The following is a 17930-nucleotide window of genomic DNA, read 5'->3' on the forward strand; positions in this document are numbered from 1 at the left end:
ATGCGCATCGACGCCCACCAGCATTTCTGGCTGATGGCGGAACGGCGGGGCGAATGGCCGCCGCCGGACCTCGGCCCCATTCACCGCGACTTCCTGCCGCCGGACCTGCTGCCGCTGCTGCTGGAAAGCGGCATCGACGGCACCATCCTGGTCCAGACCCTGTCGAGCGAGGCGGACACCGGCTTCATGCTTGATCTCGCCGCCCGGCATGGCTTCATCCGCGGCGTGGTCGGCTGGACCGACCTGAAGGCGCCGGACGCGCCGCGACGGATCCGGGATCTCGCCACCAAGCCCAAGCTGAAGGGGCTGCGGCCCATGGTGCAGGCGGAAGCGGCCGACTGGCTGGATGATCCCGTCCTCGACCCGGCGGCCGCCGCGATGGCGCAGGCCGGCTTGAGCTTCGACGCGCTGGTCCTGCCGCGTCACCTGCCGTCGCTGCTGCGCTTCGCCCGGCGGCATCCATCGCTGGCCATCGTCATCGACCATGCCGCCAAGCCGGAGATCGCCAGCGGCGGCTCCCCCGGCTGGGCGGAGGACATGGCGGCGCTGGCCACCCTGCCCAATGTCTGGTGCAAGCTGTCCGGCCTGCTGACCGAGGCGGGGGAGCGCGCCGCCACCGACGATATCCGTCCCTATGCCGAGCGGCTGATCGCCCTGTTCGGCACCGGGCGGTTGATCTGGGGCAGCGACTGGCCGGTCCTGCGGCTGGCCGGCGACTATCCGGGCTGGCTGCGGATGTGCCGCCGGCTGGTCCCGGTCGAGGGGCATGACGCCGTGTTCGGCGGCAATGCCGCGACCGTCTACCGGCTGGGCTGACAAAGCCCGCCATTCCCGATTTTCCTTCAAGGACAACAGCGATGCCGTCTTCCGTTCCCGAACTTCTCCTGCTGAACCCGTCGGACAGCGTGGCGGTCGCCACCCGCGAGATCCCGGCGGGCAGCCCGGTCGGCGTCGGCGGTTTCACCGGCACCGCCGCCGCCACCATCCCCAGCGGCCACAAGATCGCCATCCGCGCCATGGCGCCGGGTGAGCCGGTGGTCAAATACGGGCAGGTGATCGGCGTCGCCACCCAGCCGATCGCCCCCGGCCAGCATGTCCATGTCCACAATCTCGGCATGGGCGAGGCCCGGCTCGGCCACGGCCCCGCCGGCATCGTCGAGGCCGAGCGCGGTGCGGAGCAGGCGACCTTCCTCGGCATCCGCCGGCCGTCGGGGCAGGTCGCCACCCGCAACTACATCGGCGTCATCGCCAGCGTGAACTGCTCCGCCACCGTCTGCAAGCGCATCGCCGACGCCTTCGGTGGGACCGCGCTGGCCGATTACCCGAATGTCGACGGGGTGGTCGCCATCGTCCATGGCAGCGGCTGCGGCATGAACGGCACCGGCGAGGGGATGGAGATCCTGCGCCGCACGTTGCGCGGCTATGCCGACCACGCCAATTTCGCCGGGCTGCTGCTGATCGGGCTGGGCTGCGAGATGAACCAGATCGCACCGCTGGCCCAGACGCTGGCACCGCGTCCCGACGGGCTGATCGCCACATTGACCATCCAGGAGGAAGGCGGCACCCGCGAGACCATCGAGCGCGGCGTCGCCCTGGTCCGCGCCATGCTGCCGACCGCCAACGACGTGCGGCGCGAGCCGGTGCCGGCGAGCCATCTGACGGTCGGGCTGCAATGCGGCGGCTCCGACGGCTATTCCGGCATCACCGCCAACCCGGTGCTGGGCGCCGCGGTCGATCTGCTGGTCGCCCATGGCGGCACCGCCATCCTGTCGGAGACGCCGGAGATCTACGGGGCCGAGCATCTGCTGACCGCCCGCGCCGCCTCCCCCGCCGTCGCCGGCAAACTGATGGACCGCATCCGCTGGTGGGAGGACTATACCCGCATGCACAAGGGCGACATGAACAACAACCCGTCGCCCGGCAACAAGGCCGGCGGCATCACCACCATCCTGGAGAAATCGCTGGGCGCGGTCGCCAAGGGCGGCGGTACCCGCCTGAACGCCGTGGTCGATTACGCCGAGCCGGTGACCGACCATGGCCTCGTCTTCATGGACACGCCGGGCTACGACCCGGTGTCCGCCACCGGCCAGGTGGCGGGCGGCGCCACCCTGATCGCCTTCACCACCGGCCGTGGCTCGACCTATGGCTGCAAGCCGACGCCATCCCTGAAGATCGCCACCAACAGTGCGCTCTATGCCCGCATGGGCGACGACATGGACTTCAACGGCGGCGCCGTGCTGGATGGCGGCACCAGCGTGGCGGAGGCCGGTGCCGCCCTGTTCCGCCTGATGCTGGACACCGCGTCGGGCCACCGCACCCGCAGCGAGGAGAACGGCATCGGCGACAACGAGTTCGTTCCCTGGCAGATCGGCGCGGTGATGTGAGGGGGCGTGAACCGGGGGCGCCGCTTAGCCGCGCAGCGCCCACCACCGGACCAGGGCGCGCATCGGGACGGCGATGGTGACGATGTCACCCTCCTTGTGGGGGAAGCCGCCACCGGGCTTGTCGCTTTCGGGGTCTGGGAAACAGGCGTGGTCAGGGCGCGTCGCCGGCGATGACGCCCTTGCGCAGCAGGAAACAGCCATAGGGGCGCGGGTCGCCCACCTGCACCACGGCGAAGGCGCGGCGGGCGGCGTCGTAGAAGGCGAAACGCTCGATCCCCCGCAAGGGCAGCGGCCGCCCCTCGGCGCGGTCGATCTCCGCCTGCACCTCGCCTTGCACAGTGGGCAATGCGGTGGGATCGCCCACCACCTCCATCCGGCGCACCGGATCGGGCACATAGCCGTCGAGCGGGAAGACGCTGAGGATGCCACGGGCGGCCCGCGCCATCGTCACCCCCGGCAGCGTGATCAGCCGGCTGGAGATGGTGGCGCGGGCGATGGCCTCCGCCGGATGGTTGGCGTCGACCAGCGCCAGGTCGTCGCCATGCCCCATGGCGGCCAGCACCCACAGCAGGTCGGGAGACAGAAGCGGATCCAGTCCTTTCAGCATGGCGGCTTTCCTTGTTCGTTCAGGTCGGGCCACAGCGCGGCCGGAAGCCGGGCCGCAGCTCGTCGGCGCTCACCGCCCCCAGCGCCGCCCCCCGGCACCACCGACGATGCGCGAGCATATCCTGAGCGTCGGCGACCGCGCCATCTCGCTGCGGTAAGGCGCCCGGCCAACCGATCGGCCCGGCGCCGGGCCCGCTTGCGAATACGGCGCTGGAAGGAGCGGGAAAGCCGCCCGCTCCTTCCCCTTTGCCGGTCCTGTGCCTGCTACTTGGACCGGCCGGCCGACTGGGTGAAGTTGTCGTAGGGCAGTTCCGCCACGCGGAACCACAGCTGCACCTCGTCCAGGAACGGCTTCCAGCTGTCGTAAACCGCCTTGAAGTCCGGATTGGTCTTGGCGATGTCGTCGTACAGCTCGTAGGCGATCTTGTGGGCGGCTTCCATCAGGTCGCGCGGGAAGGGGCGCAGCAGGGCGCCCTTGGCGACCAGACGCTTCAGCGCCCGGGCGTTCTCCGCGTCGTAGCGGGCGGTCATCGCGCCATTCGCCTCGGCGCAGGCGGCGGTCAGGATGGCCTGATAGGATTTGGGCAGCGCGTCCCATTCCTTCTGGTTGATGTAGAGCGAGACCTGCGGCCCGCCTTCCCACCAACCCGGATAATAGTAATATTTGGCGACCTGGACGAAGCCCAGCTTCTCGTCGTCATAGGGGCCGACGAACTCGACCGCGTCGATGGTGCCCTTTTCCAGCGCCGGATAGATGTCGCTGCCGGCGATCTGGGTCGGGGCGGCGCCCAGCTTGGCCATGATCTGGCCGGTGATGCCGGCGATGCGGATCTTCAGGCCGTTGAAATCGGCCAGCGACTTGATCTCCTTGCGGTACCAGCCGCCCATCTGGGCGCCGGTGTTGCCCGCCGGGAATTGGACGATGCCATGCTTGGCGAAGAAGGTTCGCATCACCTCCTGGCCGCCGCCATACTGGAACCAGGCGTTCTGTTGGCGGGCGTTCGGGCCGAAGGGGATCGCGGTGTCGAAGGCGAAGGTCGGATCCTTGCCGACATAATAGTAGCCGCAGGTGTGGCCGCACTGGACGGTGCCGTTCTGCACGGCGTCCAGCACCTGCAGGCCGGGGACGATCTCACCAGCGGCATGAACGCGGATCTGGAACTTGCCGTCGGTCGCCTCGGAGACGCGCTTGGCGATCAGTTCCGAGGTGCCGACCAGGATGTCGGTGCTCTTCGGAAAGCTCGACGCCAGGCGCCACTGGATGGCCGGCTGGGTCTGGGCGATGGCCGGAGCCGCGAGGGTCGAGGCGGCGACGGTCGAAACGGCGCCGACGCCGGCCTTGGTGAGAAACGCTCTTCTTTCCACTCCTGCCACTCCGCAAGATTGTGTGCGTCGCCGACAATTCCCTCCATCCACGGTGAATCAGGGAATTACAGCGGTTTAGCCAAGAGTGTAACAAACCATCCGATGCGGCGCCCCGCATCGCATAAATGTGCATGCCTGCCTTTCGAGGGGGCGCCCCCCCTCGAACGGGCTATCCGATGCCGGTATCAGGCGGTGGGGCGCAGGCGGCCGAGGAAGACCGACAGCGGCGGCATCACCAGCGTCCGCCCGTCGGCGGTCAACTCCGGCGGCAGGGCGCCGGGAGCGCGCGGCACCGGCAAGGCGTCCGGTTGACCGCGGCCGCGCAGCGCGAACTCGGCCGGGCGGTCGGCCATGTTGAAGACGGCGAGCAAGCGCTCGCCGGCGCAGAGGCGTTCGAAGGACAGCAGGTCGCCCTGCTCCTCCACGGCGGCGACGCCGCCGCTGCGCAGCGCCTCCAGGGTCCGGCGCAGCGAGAGCGCGGCGCGCCACACCGCCAGCGGGCTGCCCGGCGTCCGCTCCTGACGGTCGACCGCGAGGTCGAGATGGGAGGCGGACACCGGCAGCCAGGGTTCGGCGCTGGAGAATCCCGCATTGGGGGCGGCGGCGAGCCAGGGCATCGGGGTCCGGCCGCCATCGCGCCCCTGGAAGTCGGGCCAATAGGTGATCCCGAAGGGATCGCGGAGCTGGTGCTGTTCCAGCACCGCGTTGGGCAGGGCCAATTCCTCCCCCTGATAGAGGCAGACGGTGCCGGGCAGCGTCACCGCCAGCATCGCCAGCAGGGCGTTGAAATCCCGCGGGTCGGCGCCGGGCGGCAGCCAGCGGCTGGCGGCGCGCTCCACATCATGGTTGGACAGGCTCCAGCAGATCGATTCCGGCCGCCCCGTGGCGCTCAGCGCCTGGGCGAAGCCGCGGGCGCTGAAAGGCTGCTTCGCCAGCGACAGGGTATAGGCGGCGTGCAGGCCCTGCGGCGTGCAATAGGCGGCGATGCGCTGCCCGGCGCCGGGCTGGCTCGACAGTTCGCCCAGCAGGACGCGGCCGGGATAGCGTTCCACCGTCCGGCGCAGGCGGGACAGGATGCCGCCGATGGCGGGGTGCATCATGTCGTGGATATGCTGTTGCAGCGCGAAGGGCTTCAGCGGCGGCTCGGCCCCGCTTCGGATGGCGGCGGGGTTGGAACGGAGCTGCGGGTCATGGGCGAAGAAATCGACGGCATCGATGCGGAAGCCGTCGACGCCGCGCTCCATCCAGAACGCCGCCGTTTCGCACAGCGCATCCATCACCGCCGGCTGGTGCAGGTTGAGCGCCGGCTGGCTCGACAGGAAATGGTGCAGATAATATTGGCGCCGCCGCGGCTCCCACGTCCAGGCGGTCCCGCCGAACACCGACAGCCAGTTGTTGGGCGCGGTGCCGTCGGGCTTGGCGTCGGCCCAGACATACCAGTCGGCCTTCTCGCCGTCCCGCGACCGCCGGCTGTCGATGAACCAGGGATGGGCGTTGGAGGTGTGGCCGCAGACCAGATCGACCAGCACCCTAAGCCCAAGCGCGTGGGCGCGCTCGACCAGCCGGTCGAAGACGGCGAGATTGCCCATGCGCGGATCCACCGCCCGGTGATCGGCGACGTCATAGCCGAAATCGTCACGCGGAGACGGGTAGAAGGGGCTGATCCACACCCCGTCCACGCCCAGCGAGGCGACATGCTCCAGCCCCTCGATCACGCCGTCGAGATCGCCCCAGCCATCGCCGCCATGGTCGCGGAAACTCAACGGGTAGATCTGGTAGAGCGCCGCTCCCGAGAGCCAGGAGGAATTCGGCCCCAAGCTGTTCGGAGCCGGCGGTTCGGACAGGGACGAGAGGTCGGGCAAGTCAGCAGCTCCGCGCCAGGGTCGCGCCAGGGGATTCGCCGAACCAGCTTCCGCCCATCATGGCTAACGAAAGGTTACCGGCCTTTCCTGGTCACAGGCCCCGGCCTTTGGTGCGGGACTTTGGCGCGGATCGGCCATTGGAGTTAGCCGTTGGAACAGGCCCCCGCCGATGAATGCCAGCCCCTTGGCCGTCGCACCGCACTGCGGCTATATCAGACGATGCTGATCGGGGAGTGGGCATGCGACGGGGCAAGGCGGCAAACGCGGGGGCTGCCGGGGCAGCGGCGGCGGGCGGGGCCGAGGGGCGGCTGGGCCGCTTTCGGCTGCTCGATCCGATCGGGCGGGATGGCGATGTCCGGCAACATCTCGCGCTGGATGGCAACGGACAGGCCGTGTCGCTGTGGACGGCGCCGTTGTCCCGCCTGTGCAACGATACCGCGGGGCTGGAACGGTTCCGACGGACGGCCGCGGCGGCAGGACGGCTGTCCCATCCCGCGATCCCCGCCATCCTGGCCTCCGGCGAGCATGGCGGCATCGCGTTCGTCGCCAGCGCGCTGGTGGAGGGACCGACGCTCGCCGAACGGCTGGCCAGCGGTCCGCTGGACTGGGAAGAGACGGTTTCGACGCTCGACCGTGTGCTGGACGCGCTTGCCACGGCCCACCGCGCCGGTATCCTTCATGGCGCGCTTGGCCCCGAAGCCGTCCGCAATGGCGGACCGGCGGCGATGGTCACCGGATTCGGCCGGATGGCGCTGAGCGTCGCGCCGACGGATGCCGGCGACGACCTTGCCGGGGCGAGGCTTCTGGTCGAAGCGCTGCTGGCGGGGCACGAGGACCGCCCTGCGGCCGTTGCGCTGTTGACGGCATCGCGCACTGGCGGGGACGGCGCCTTTCCCGATGCCGCGGCCTTGCGCCGCGCCGTCGCCCGCCTGACCGGCGAGCCCGCATTCCCCGCCCTTCCCCCGCAGCGGTCGACGGCACGGGTCCGCCGCTGGCCGCTGTGGGGTGGCGGCGCGGTTCTGGTGGCCGGCGCCCTGGCGGTTGGAATCGTGATGGTGGCGGTCTCGGACAGCAGGCCGGCCCCCCTTTCACTGCCCCTGCCCCTGCCCCCGGCTCCGCCCTCCGCCACGACCACGGCTTCAGAACCGATCCCGGCCCTTAGGCCCCCCGAGCCTCCGGCGCCGCGTGGTCGGCCACCGGTGGAGGCGGTGACCCGGGCGTTGCGCGCCATCCCCTGCGCATTGATCACCGTGGAGATGACCGGAGGCCGTCTGTTGACCTTCGGAACCGTGGCGGGCGGCCAGGCGGAGACGGACGTGCGCGAGACGGTCGGGGCCCTGGCCGCCGGCTGGGAGCATGGTTTCGATCTCGCCGTCGCGGATGATCGATTCTGCGCTCCCCTGAGCATCGCCGCCGCGGCGCTGGATGCCAACCGTGGGCTGGCGGAGCCCTTGACGACGGAAGTGCTGGCGGGGGTGCTGGCTGGACCGGCGCTCAATGCCGGTGACGCGCTGACCCTGGAGATCAAGGCCCCCGCGCATCCGGTGCGGGTGCAGGTCGACTATTTCACCGTCGACGGCACGGTCATCCATCTGCTGCCCAACCCATCGGACGGCGGAACCGCGCTCGATGCCGGCGCGTCCCGCCGTCTCGGCGACAAGCCGGAGGCCGGGGCCGCGCGGCAGAGGCGTTTTTGGACCATCGGCCCGCCTTATGGCATCGAGCTGTTGCTGACCATCGCCACGGCGGCGCCGTTGTTTCCGGCGCCACGGCCGGAACAGGAGCCGGCCGCCGACTATCTGGCCGCGCTGGCGGACGCGTTGGCGGCGATGCCGGAGGACGCCGTGGCGGCGCTGGCCGACGCGCGCTTCATCGCCACGGGGCCGTGACGCCGATGGTCAGGCGGTCGCGATGAAGCGGCCGACCACCGCGGTGACATTGTCCTGCCCGCCCGCCGCGTTCGCGGCGTCGACCAGAGCGGCGGCGGCGCGGGGGGGATCGGCCTCCTGGCGCAGGATGCGGGCGATGAAACCGTCGGGCAGCATGCCGTTCAAGCCGTCGGAGCAGATCATCACGACATCGTCCGGCATCAGCGAATGCACGCTGACCTCCGGTTCGACCTCCTCCCCGGTGCCGAGCGCCCGGACGATGATGTTGCGCTGGGGCACGGCACCCCGCCCGCCATTGTCGAGCCAGATCTGATAGAGGCTGTGGTCGCGGGTCAGGGCGCGCAGTTCGCCGTCGCGCAGCCGGTAGACCCGGCTGTCGCCGGCATGGAAGACGATCATCCGCGCCGTGCCCGGAATCCGCCAGATGCCTGCCACCGTGGTGCCCATGCCACGGCCCGACGCGAAGCCGCGGGCCTGATTCATCTCGAAGATCGTCCGGTTGGTCTGCTGTATCGCCGTCCGGACAACCGACAGCGCCCGGCGCACCGACGGTTCGGTCGCCGCCGGATCCGTCTGGGTCAGGTCGGAATCGGCACCGCCGGCCACCAAGGCCGCGTCATCCGGGACATGGTTCCGAAGAGAGCCCGCGATGACCTGAACCGCCTTGCGGCTGGCGATATCGCCGCCGGCATGCCCACCCATCCCATCGCAGACGACCGCGAATTCACCGCCACCGGTCTGAGCCTTGCCGGTCTGGCCCCCACTCACATGGAAGTCATCCTCGTTGCGGGCGCGGGCGCGGCCGACATCGGTCAAACCGGCGATGCTCAGAACAAAGGCGGTGTTCGTCATTCAGGCGGCGGCTCCCGTCTCGCGACTGTCAGGGCCCTTCGATGCGGGGCCTGATTTCTGGACCGGCGCGTTCGGAACCGGATGCCGCGGAGGGAACCGGGCACGGACAAAACGCGACGGCCATTTGTCCGATCATGGCGCAAGCCCCTTGAAAGATACAGGGGCGAAAGATACCGGGGCGATGGATGGGAAAGTGCGGCGGCCTTGCCGTCACCATCCGGCTGGTCTTGGCGGTTCGATGTGGTAAGGTCGTCCGACACGGGGTTGGACGGGAGATGGATCGCCATGGTCGGCAGCATCGGCATCGCGCTCGGCGGCTTGACCGCTCAGACGCGGCGCCTCGACGCCTCCGCCTCCAACGTCGCGAATGTCCGCTCCACCAGCGCCGTCCCGGCCAAGGATGGCTCCACGGACGGCAAGCGCGCCGCCTATCAACCGCTGGCGGTCGCCCAGACCGACGGCAATCCGGGGACGCGGACGACCTTTACGCCGATCACGCCGGCCTATCTCCAGGAATACGCGCCGGACGACAGCGCGGCGAACGGAAGCGGGATGGTGGCGGCGCCCAATGTCGATCTGGCGACGGAGCGCATCACCCAGATGGCCGCCAACCGGGCCTATGGCGCCAACGTCGCCGTCGTGCGCACCCAGGACGAGATGATGAAGTCGCTGCTCGACTCCAAGGTCTGACGCGCAGGTTCCGTTCGCGATCGATCCCGCCGGCTTCAATCCCGCCGGTGCGCGATCAGACGGTGATGTTCAGAGTTTGTCCGCGCGTCGGGGTGACGTTCCCGCCACCCGATCCACCGCCCGACCGCATGAGGGCCGCCACCGTGGCCTGTTGCTGTTCGGCGTTCTGATTCAGCGCCTTCACGCCGAAATCCATCTGGCCTTGCGCCTGCTTCAGGGAAAGAGCCGCACCGGCGGTCGATGACGTGACGTCCATGCCCATCCTGCACCCCCGGCCAGCGCTCCCATGGAAGGGCGCGTCCTCAGATCACCACATTCACCCGTGCGGTGTTCACCGCGCCGCTGGAGAAGGACTGTACCACGGATGGGATCGTCGCGGAAGGTACCGGAGCCGACGGTGCGGAAACCGGACCTGGAACAGTGGTGGTCCGCCCCCCCCGTCCGGCAGCGGCCGAAGCCGTCGCACCATCGGATCCGCCAAGCCCGGATCCGCCAAGCCCGGATCCGGCGGAGCCGGTGCCGCCTTGTCCGGTCCCCGGCCCGGCCCCGCTTCCACCACCCTGCCCGCCTCCACCAATCGAAAGCTTCAACAGGGAGGCGCGTTCCGCGTCCTTCTCCTTCTGTTGCGCTTCCTTGTACTGCTTCAAGGCGGATTCGGTCGGAATCTGGGATACCGTTTTCCCGTTGGCCGGATCGCGGTAAAGCATCACCAACCGCGAGGCGTCAGTGTCATAGCTGAAGGCGATGGTCGGGAAGCGATTGACCAGAGGATCGGTTCCACCGCTGGTTCCACTGCCGCCCGTTTCGATTTCGGCGGCGCCACTGGCGGCGGAGGCGGGCAAGGAGGGAATCCGGGTTCCCGCCCCAGACTCTGCGGCGTCGCTGCCGCGGGGCGTCATGAAGGCTGACGGTCGCGAGACCGTCGATGTGGCTGCCGCCACGTTCATGACCGGATTACCCGATATGATGAGAATTCAACATTAAATTACCGCGATCCGGACGCGCCGTAAAGGGTTTATTTACTCTTGCCTGCATTAACGAATGGAACCTGTTTGACGCAACAACATTTCGCAACACCCTGGTATGCATGCCGGAAATCCGAAATCCCCACCAGATGGGCTTGCGGCGGCGGCACCGGCGGCCTAAAGCGTTGACCCATGGCCACGATCCTCGAAGCTTTGACGCAGGCGCTCGACCTGCATCTCGCCGGCCGCTTCGGCGAGGCGCAGGAGCTTTATACCCGTATTCTCGAAGTCGAACCGGAGCAGCCGGACGCCCTGCATTATCTGGGCGTCCTGGCCGGACAGATCGGCCGTGGCGAGGTCGGCCTGACGCTGGTCGACAAGGCGGCCACCTTGCGGCCGGACGCCGCGGACATCCATGCCAACCGCGCCAACCTGCTGCGCGGCCTGGGTCGACTGGCGGAGGCGGACGACGGCTACCGCCGCGCGCTCGCCCTGCGACCCGACTTCGCGGAAGCCTGGACCGACCGCGCCTTCGCCCGCGGCGGTCGCGGCGATCCGGCGGACGTCGATACCGTCACCGAAATGCTGGAACGCGCCCTTCGGGTCGAGCCCGATCTGGGGCCGGCGCGCGAAAAGCTGGTCGACCTGCTGCATAAGCGCGGCCGTCTGCGTCTGGAGACCGGGCAGGTGACGCCGGCCCTCTCCGACCTGATCAGGGCGGCGGCGCTCGACCAGCGGGACGCCGACATCGCGTTCCTGTTGGGAAGCACGCTGTTCGCGGCGGGGCTTCGCGCCGATTCGGTGATCGCCTTCCGCAATGCGCTGGCGCTGGTGCCGGATTTCCTGTCCGCCGCGCTCAATCTCGGCATCGCGCTCGCCGTGACCGGACGGGCCGCCGCGGCGCTGGCACCGCTGCGTCATGCCGTGCGGATCGACCCGGCCCACCCCGCGCCGCGCGAGAGGCTGGTCGTGGCGCTGAGATCCCTCGGCCGTGACGGCGAGGCCGACGCGCTGGCCCGGCCGTCGCCACCCCAATCGGCCTCTCAGCCGCCAAAGGCCCCGGCAAAGCCGCCCTCTCCCCGCCGTCGTCCGCGCCGCTGAACCGTCCGGGAGCGCCGTTCAGGACGCTGGATCAAGGTCCGGGCCGTTCGGCCAGCACCACCAGCCCCATCACCGGCTCGCCGCTTTCAAAGCGCAACCGGTCATGGTCGCAGCGCCGCATCACCAGGCCGGCCGCCGCCACCGCCGCCCGGACATAGCTCTCGGCATGGGCATAGCGGCCGTGGGTGGCGATGCGATGGGGCCGGTCGTCGGCCGGCTCCAGCATCTCCACCGTGAAGGCCAGCCGGCCTCCGGGCCGCAGGGACGAACGGGCGGCGGCCAGCGCGTCGTCGAGCACGCCGAAGTAACAGAACACGTCCGCCGCCATGACGAGATCGAAGGAGTCCGGCCGGCCGGCAAGGAAGCCGACCAGTTCCGCGCCATGCAGCTCGTCATAAAGGCCCCGATGGCGGGCTCGGTCCAGCATGCCCTCGGACAGGTCGACGCCGACCAGCCGGCGGGCATGGGGCCGCAAAGCGGCGGCGCACAGCCCGGTGCCGCAGCCGGCGTCGAGCACGTCGAGGGCGCCGCCCAGCGTCTCGTCCGCCAGCATCCCGGCGAGCAGGGCCGGCGCGCGGTAATCCAGCTCCGCCAGCTTGCGGTCGAACTCCTCGGCGAACAGGTCGAAGGTCTGGCGGACGTAATCGTCGGGAGCGCGCGAGTCGGCCTCTTCCCCGGCGATGGCGGCACCGATGTGGCGGGCCAGCGGGTTGGCGGGATGGTCGCGGCGCCACAGCCGGGCCAGCGCCGCCGCCGCCATCTCTCCGCCCTGCTCGTGCAGCAGGTAGAGCACCGCGCCGAGATTGTCATGGGCGTCGGCCCAGTCCGGCCGCAACGCCAGCGCCCGCCGGTAGCCCACCGCCGCCTCGCCGAACCGGTCGAGATCGCGCAGCAGATTGCCGCGGTTGTTCCAGGCCTCCGCATGGTCCGGCCGCAACGCCAGCGCCTGACGAAAGGCCGCGTCGGCCTCGTCCCGCCCTTCCGCCTGCCGCAGGACGGAGCCCAGATTATAGTGCGCCATGCCCTCGTGCAGACCGTGGAGGATGGCCGCGCGGTAGGCGGAGGCCGCCTCTTCCAGGCGGCCAAGAGCGCGCAGGACATTGCCGTGGTTGTTGTGGGTTCCCGCCAAAGTCGGGTCGGCGGCCAGCGCGCGGGCATAAAGCGGCTCCGCCCCCGCCGCGTCGCCCGTCGCGGCCAGCGCGTCGGCCTGCCGGCTGAGCGTCAGCGCCGGAGACGGGGAGACCCCGCGCATCCCGCCGCGCAGGGACAAGCGTGACCCCGCCATCCTGTCCTCCCCCTTCTCCGCCGCCGGCTCCACCGCCGGTCGGGATTGTCGCCGATATCAATGGCATCTTTACCGTGATCCGCCGATGATGGCACTTCCTTTGAGTGTGCGGACAGGCAGGAACGGGGCCGGAACGTGGCGAAGCACAGCAACACCCTGGCGCAGGCGGTGGCGCACCATCAGGCCGGGCGCGCCATGGAGGCCGAGCGCGGCTACCGCGCGGTGCTGGCCACCGATCCGCGCAACGCGGACGCGTTGCATCTGCTGGGAGTGCTGGCCCTACAGTCCGGCCGCGCCGAGGAGGCGGTGACCCTGATCGGCGAGGCGCTGGCGCAGGCGAAGGGGGTGGCGGATTATTGGGACAATCTGGGCAGCGCCCTGTCCGCCGCCGGCCGACCGGCCGAGGCGGTGCAGGCCCATCGCAACGCCGCCACGCTGGATGCGCAAGGCGCCCAGCGCCGGCTCAATCTGGGCAACGCGCTCGCCGTCCAGGGCCGCCACCAGGAGGCGGAGCGCGCCTTCACCGCCGCGCTCGCGCTGAAACCTGACTATGCCAAGGCCTGGTACAATCTCGGCAACGGCTTTGCCGCGCGCCATCGCTACGCCGATGCCGTGACCGCGCTCGATCATGCGGTGCGGCTGACGCCGGGGATGGTCGAGGCGCACAACAATCTGGGCGACGCCTTGGCGATGACCGGCCGACTGGACGAGGCCATCGTCCAGCACCGGCTGGTGACCCGGCACCGTCCCGACGACGCCACCGCGCATTACAATCTGGGCGCGGTCCTGCAACAGAAGGGCGCCCTGGAAGGGGCGGAGATCGCCTACCGGCAGGCGTTGAAGCGCAACCCGCGCCACAGCGCGGCGCTGAACAATCTGGGCAGTGTGCTGAAGCGGCTGGGACGCCCCGACCAGGCGGAACTCTGCCACCGCCAGGCGCTGGATCTGCATCCCGATTTCGTGGAGGCGCGCTACAATCTCGGCAACGCGCTCCAGGCGCAGGGGCGCTACGAGGAAGCGGCGGCCTGTTTCGAGGAGGCGCTGGCACGGCAACCAAACCTTGCCACCGCAAGCTTCAACCTGTCGCTCCTGGCGCTTCTTCATGGAGACCTGCCGCGCGGCTGGGAGGGGTACGAGCGGCGGTTCGCCGCCGGGGAGGTGATGCCGAACCGCCGGTTCGACAGTCCGCGTTGGGGCGGCCAACTGTTGCGCGGCAAGCGCCTGCTGGTCTGGCGTGAGCAGGGCGTGGGCGACGAGTTCCTGTTCGCCTCCTGCTATCCGGACGTCGTCGCCTGGGCGGGCGGTCCGGTCACCATCGAATGCGACCGGCGGCTGGTGCCGCTGTTCCGCCGCTCCTTCCCCAAGGCGACGGTGCGGGCCGAAAGCTGCACCGGTGACGCTTTCGGCGACGGCCCGCGGGAGACCATCGTTCCGGCCGACTGCGATCTCCAGGTTCCGGCCGGCGACCTGCCGGGACTCCTGCGCGGCAGCCTGTCGGCCTTCGAGCCCCAGGGGCCCTGGCTGGTGCCGGACCCGGCGCTGGTGGCGCGCTGGGGCGAAAGGCTGGCGGCGCTGGGGCCGGGCTTGAGGGTCGGCATCGGCTGGCGCAGCCAGATGATGACGATGGAGCGCAAGGCGGCCTATGTCATGCTTGAGCATTGGGGGCCGCTGTTCGCCGTTCCCGGCCTCGTGCTGGTCAATCTCCAGTATGGCGATTGCGAGGCCGAGCTGCGGGCGGCGGAGGAGCGCTTCGGCGTGACCATCCACCGCTGGGCCGACCTGAACCTGAAGGATGATTTCGACGGGGCGGCGGCGCTGACCGCCAACCTCGATCTGGTGATCTCGCCGGCGATGTCGGCGGGTGAGTTGGCCGGGGCGCTGGGCGTGGCGGTCTGGCGCTTCGGCAGCCGGGACTGGACGCAGCTCGGCGCCGACGTGCGCCCCTGGTTCCCCGCCATGCGCCTGTTCCAGCCAAACCCCGGACAGGGGCTGGAGGCGACGATCGGCGCCATGGCGAAAGCCTTGCGCCGCGCGATGCCGAAGTCTGCTCCAGCCAAGCCCGCCCCGATCGAGGTCGCCCCCATTGAGGCTGCGGTGACCGCCCCCGCGGCAATGGTGCCGCCCCCTTTCCAAGGGCGGCCCGACTTCGAGACTCTGCTCCCCCATGCCGTCGATCTTCATCGCGACGGCCGGCTTGAGGCGGCGGAAGCCGCATATCACGCCGCCATAGCCGCCGATCCCCGGCGCAAGGCTCCCGGCCATTCCGACGCGCTGCATTTGCTGGGGCTGCTGATGCATCAGACCGGACGGCAGGCCGAGGCGCTGACCCTGATCGGCGAGGCGCTGCGCAACGATCCGGTCTTTCCCCAGGCGTGGAATCATCTCGGATTGGTCTTTGAAGCGGAGAAGCGCCATACCGAATCCTCCCGCGCCTTCGCCCGCGCCCTGGCCTTGAATCCCGTCTTCCCGGAGGCGCTGACCCATCTGGGGCTTGTCCAGCAGAGCGGCGGGCAGGTCGGGGACGCCATGCGGCTGCACCGACGCTCCATCATCGTCCAGCCGGAGAATCCTCCGGCCCATGCCAATCTCGGCCATGCCTGCGAATTGACGGGCCGGACGGCGGAGGCCACCGGCCACTACCGCCGGGCCCTGGCCCTGCAACCCGACTCCGCCGACGCCTGCAACAACCTCGCCACCATGGCGACGCTGTCCGGTTCGACGGAGGCGGCGAAGGCGCATCTGCGCCACGCGCTGCGGGTCGATCCCGATTTCGCGTTGGCGGCGTGGAACCTCGGCCTGATGGACCTCACCGACGGGCGTATCGCCGAAGGATGGGCTGGTTATTCCCGCCGCTTCTCCGCCCGGCAGTTGCAGCGCGCCCGCCGCATCGAACGGCCGGTCTGGGCCGGCGAGCCGTTGCGGGGCCGCCGGCTGCTGGTCTGGTCGGAACAGGGGGTGGGCGACGAGATCCTGTTCGCCTCCAGCTTCGACGCCCTGCAAGGATTGAGCGGGCCGGTGACGGTCGAATGTGATCGTCGATTGGTCAGCCTGTTCGCCCGCTCCTTCCCCTGGGTCACGGTCCGGGCGGAGACGGCCGATCCTCACGGACGGGAACTGATCGACCCGCCGGACTGCGACCTCCAGATTCCGGCCGGCAGCCTGCCGGCCCTGGTCCGCGACCGGGTTGCACGGTTCCCCGATCGCCCCGCCTATCTGCGCCCCGACCCGGACCGCGTCGCCCTGTGGCGCGACCGCATCGCCGACCTGCCCGGCCTGAAGGTGGGTCTGGCATGGCGCAGCCAGATCGTCACCGCCCAACGGTCCGCCGCCTACACCGGGCTTGCCGATTGGACGGCATTGCTCGATCTGGCCGGCGTCAGCGTGGTCATGCTGCAATATGGCGACTGCACCGCCGAGCTGAAGCGGGTGGAGACGGCAAGCCGCCAGTTGCACCGTTGGGACGACCTCAACCTCAAGGACGATTTCGAAGGCGTGTCCGCCCTGATCGCCAACCTGGATCTGGTGATTTCGCCCGCCACGGCGGTGGGTGAGCTGGCCGGGGCGCTGGGCGTGCCGGTCTGGCGGCTCGGCACCCGCGACTGGACGCAGATGGGAACCGGCGTGCGCCCCTGGTTCCCGTCGATGCGGCTCATCCAGCCGCCGGAGGGCGCCGGGCTGGACCGTGCCGTCGAGCGGGCCGTGCGCGCGTTGGCGGCGCTGGCGCCCGTCCGGTGACCGTCTCCGATGCCCTGCTTGCCGAAGCGTTCGACCACCACCAGACCGGCGGTTTCGCGGAAGCGGAAGGGCTGTATCGCCGTCTTCTCGCCATCGAACCGGCACGGGCCGATGGCCTGCACCGGTTCGGGCTGCTGACCGCCCAGCTTGGCCGGCTGGAGGAGGCCGACCGGCTGCTGAGCCGGGCATTGGCTTTGGCTCCGGCGGACGCCGAAGCGGCGGTCAACCATGCCAAGATCCTGCGTGCCCTTCAAAAACCCGGCGCGGCGGCCGGCCGCTTCCGCCGCGCCCTGGCGATGATCCCCGATCTGCTCACGGCATTCGAGGGGCTTGGCCATGCCGAACGCGAAGGTGGGAACCTGGCGGCGGCGGCCGGAGCCTACGGCCGGGCGGCTCGGCTCGGAGCCGGTGCGCCGGTGCTGCATCAATGGGGAATCGCGCTGGAGAGCATCGGCGATATGGACAAGGCGGCGGAAGCTTTGCGACGATCCGCCCACCTCGCCCCCGCCATGCCGTCGGTCGCCCTGCGGCTGGCCGGAATCCTCCAGAGGCTGGGGCGCCACAGCGAAGCTGCGGGATGGTATCGCCACGCCCTGGTGCTCCACCCCGGCCATGGCGAGATCCGCCGGTCGCTCACCGGGATCACCACCCTCTCCAACAGGCGGGAACCAACGGCATAACCCTTCGGATCAAAGGGGCGGCCATCCTCCGGATGGTATTGCGCGAAGTGATTTCAAGACCCCACCCCTGCGGCCGACTGTCATACCTCTGAACGGTTGGGGCATTTTTTCGCATGGTTTGACCGCATAAAACGCAAGATTAGGGTTGTTCGGCGCTTCGGATGGGTGAACACTGGAGTCACCGTGCCGTCACATTGTGGCGGGACGCGGATTGATCCTATGGAGAGCGACTCATGCACACTGAAGCTCGCCTTTCGTCTCTGCAAGAAAAGCACATGCGCCTGGATCGGGCGATCCTCGACGAGGAAAAGCGCTCCTGGCCGGATGAGAGCGCCGTGAAGCGCCTCAAACTTGAAAAACTGCACGTCAAGGAAGAGATCGACCGCCTGACGCGCACCGGCCCGATCAATTAATCCCCCCAAACACGGCATCGACCTTAACACAGCACCCCCAGACCGGGGTTTTAAGGCCGGGTTGAGGCGGACCGCCTCTCCCGGCTTTTTTACGTCCCGTCTT

At 69.6% G+C, this 17930-nt stretch carries 15 protein-coding genes; 8 read left to right on the forward strand and 7 right to left on the reverse strand.

Annotated features, from left to right (window positions below; all coding sequences use genetic code 11):
- Positions 1 to 816, forward strand: a complete 816-nt coding sequence (locus tag AZL_RS18725) for an amidohydrolase family protein (protein WP_012976058.1) — start codon at positions 1 to 3, stop codon at positions 814 to 816.
- 41 nt (positions 817 to 857) lie between these two features.
- Entirely contained in the window at positions 858 to 2384 is a 1527-nt protein-coding gene (locus AZL_RS18730) for a UxaA family hydrolase (protein WP_012976059.1), read from the forward strand.
- Positions 2385 to 2535: 151 nt separating this feature from the next.
- Here the strand turns inward: AZL_RS18730 and AZL_RS18735 are convergent, their stop codons facing one another.
- The 3 genes from AZL_RS18735 to AZL_RS18745 all read right to left on the reverse strand — a co-directional run bounded on the left by AZL_RS18735 (position 2536) and on the right by AZL_RS18745 (position 6217).
- Positions 2536 to 2991, reverse strand: a complete 456-nt coding sequence (locus tag AZL_RS18735) for an RbsD/FucU family protein (protein WP_012976060.1) — start codon at positions 2989 to 2991, stop codon at positions 2536 to 2538.
- 263 nt (positions 2992 to 3254) lie between these two features.
- Positions 3255 to 4355 (reverse strand): TRAP transporter substrate-binding protein, encoded by a 1101-nt coding sequence (locus tag AZL_RS18740; protein WP_012976061.1) that lies wholly within the window; start codon positions 4353 to 4355, stop codon positions 3255 to 3257.
- A 185-nt stretch (positions 4356 to 4540) separates the two neighbouring features.
- Positions 4541 to 6217 carry an alpha-amylase family glycosyl hydrolase gene (locus AZL_RS18745; protein WP_247894352.1) on the reverse strand — a complete coding sequence of 559 codons (1677 nt, stop codon included), beginning with the start codon at positions 6215 to 6217 and terminating at the stop codon, positions 4541 to 4543.
- A gap of 239 nt (positions 6218 to 6456) precedes the next feature.
- Between AZL_RS18745 and AZL_RS18750 the strand changes: the two genes are divergently transcribed.
- Positions 6457 to 8106, forward strand: coding sequence for a DUF4384 domain-containing protein (locus tag AZL_RS18750; RefSeq protein ID WP_148219489.1), 1650 nt, complete (start codon positions 6457 to 6459; stop codon positions 8104 to 8106).
- Between the two features lie 9 nt (positions 8107 to 8115).
- Here AZL_RS18750 and AZL_RS18755 read toward each other — a convergent pair whose 3' ends face one another.
- Positions 8116 to 8958, reverse strand: a complete 843-nt coding sequence (locus AZL_RS18755) for a PP2C family protein-serine/threonine phosphatase (RefSeq protein WP_012976064.1) — start codon at positions 8956 to 8958, stop codon at positions 8116 to 8118.
- 285 nt (positions 8959 to 9243) lie between these two features.
- On the opposite strand from AZL_RS18755, the gene AZL_RS18760 reads away from it, so the two are divergent.
- Positions 9244 to 9648 (forward strand): flagellar basal body rod protein FlgC, encoded by a 405-nt coding sequence (locus AZL_RS18760; protein ID WP_012976065.1) that lies wholly within the window; start codon positions 9244 to 9246, stop codon positions 9646 to 9648.
- A 55-nt stretch (positions 9649 to 9703) separates the two neighbouring features.
- Here the strand turns inward: AZL_RS18760 and AZL_RS18765 are convergent, their stop codons facing one another.
- Positions 9704 to 9910, reverse strand: a complete 207-nt coding sequence (locus AZL_RS18765) for a hypothetical protein (RefSeq protein WP_148219490.1) — start codon at positions 9908 to 9910, stop codon at positions 9704 to 9706.
- A 40-nt stretch (positions 9911 to 9950) separates the two neighbouring features.
- Complete coding sequence (locus tag AZL_RS36700) at positions 9951 to 10490, reverse strand: hypothetical protein (protein ID WP_052293708.1); 540 nt, start codon at positions 10488 to 10490, stop codon at positions 9951 to 9953.
- A gap of 315 nt (positions 10491 to 10805) precedes the next feature.
- Between AZL_RS36700 and AZL_RS18775 the strand changes: the two genes are divergently transcribed.
- Positions 10806 to 11714, forward strand: coding sequence for a tetratricopeptide repeat protein (locus tag AZL_RS18775; protein ID WP_012976066.1), 909 nt, complete (start codon positions 10806 to 10808; stop codon positions 11712 to 11714).
- 31 nt (positions 11715 to 11745) lie between these two features.
- Here AZL_RS18775 and AZL_RS18780 read toward each other — a convergent pair whose 3' ends face one another.
- The gene (locus AZL_RS18780) at positions 11746 to 12999 is read right to left on the reverse strand and encodes a tetratricopeptide repeat protein (RefSeq protein WP_042444233.1); all 1254 of its coding nucleotides are present in this window, start codon (positions 12997 to 12999) and stop codon (positions 11746 to 11748) included.
- Between the two features lie 135 nt (positions 13000 to 13134).
- On the opposite strand from AZL_RS18780, the gene AZL_RS18785 reads away from it, so the two are divergent.
- The 3 genes from AZL_RS18785 to AZL_RS18795 all read left to right on the forward strand — a co-directional run bounded on the left by AZL_RS18785 (position 13135) and on the right by AZL_RS18795 (position 17827).
- Positions 13135 to 16734, forward strand: coding sequence for a tetratricopeptide repeat protein (locus tag AZL_RS18785; protein WP_012976068.1), 3600 nt, complete (start codon positions 13135 to 13137; stop codon positions 16732 to 16734).
- Positions 16731 to 17414, forward strand: a complete 684-nt coding sequence (locus tag AZL_RS18790) for a tetratricopeptide repeat protein (RefSeq protein WP_012976069.1) — start codon at positions 16731 to 16733, stop codon at positions 17412 to 17414. The genes AZL_RS18785 and AZL_RS18790 overlap by 4 nt, the downstream gene beginning before the upstream one ends.
- 233 nt (positions 17415 to 17647) lie before the next feature.
- Positions 17648 to 17827: a YdcH family protein gene (locus tag AZL_RS18795; RefSeq protein WP_012976070.1), complete on the forward strand. Its 180-nt coding sequence runs from the start codon at positions 17648 to 17650 to the stop codon at positions 17825 to 17827.
- Positions 17828 to 17930 lie beyond the last annotated feature (103 nt).

The organism is Azospirillum sp. B510 (assembly GCF_000010725.1).
In the GTDB taxonomy this organism is placed as follows: Bacteria; Pseudomonadota; Alphaproteobacteria; order Azospirillales; family Azospirillaceae; genus Azospirillum; species Azospirillum lipoferum_B.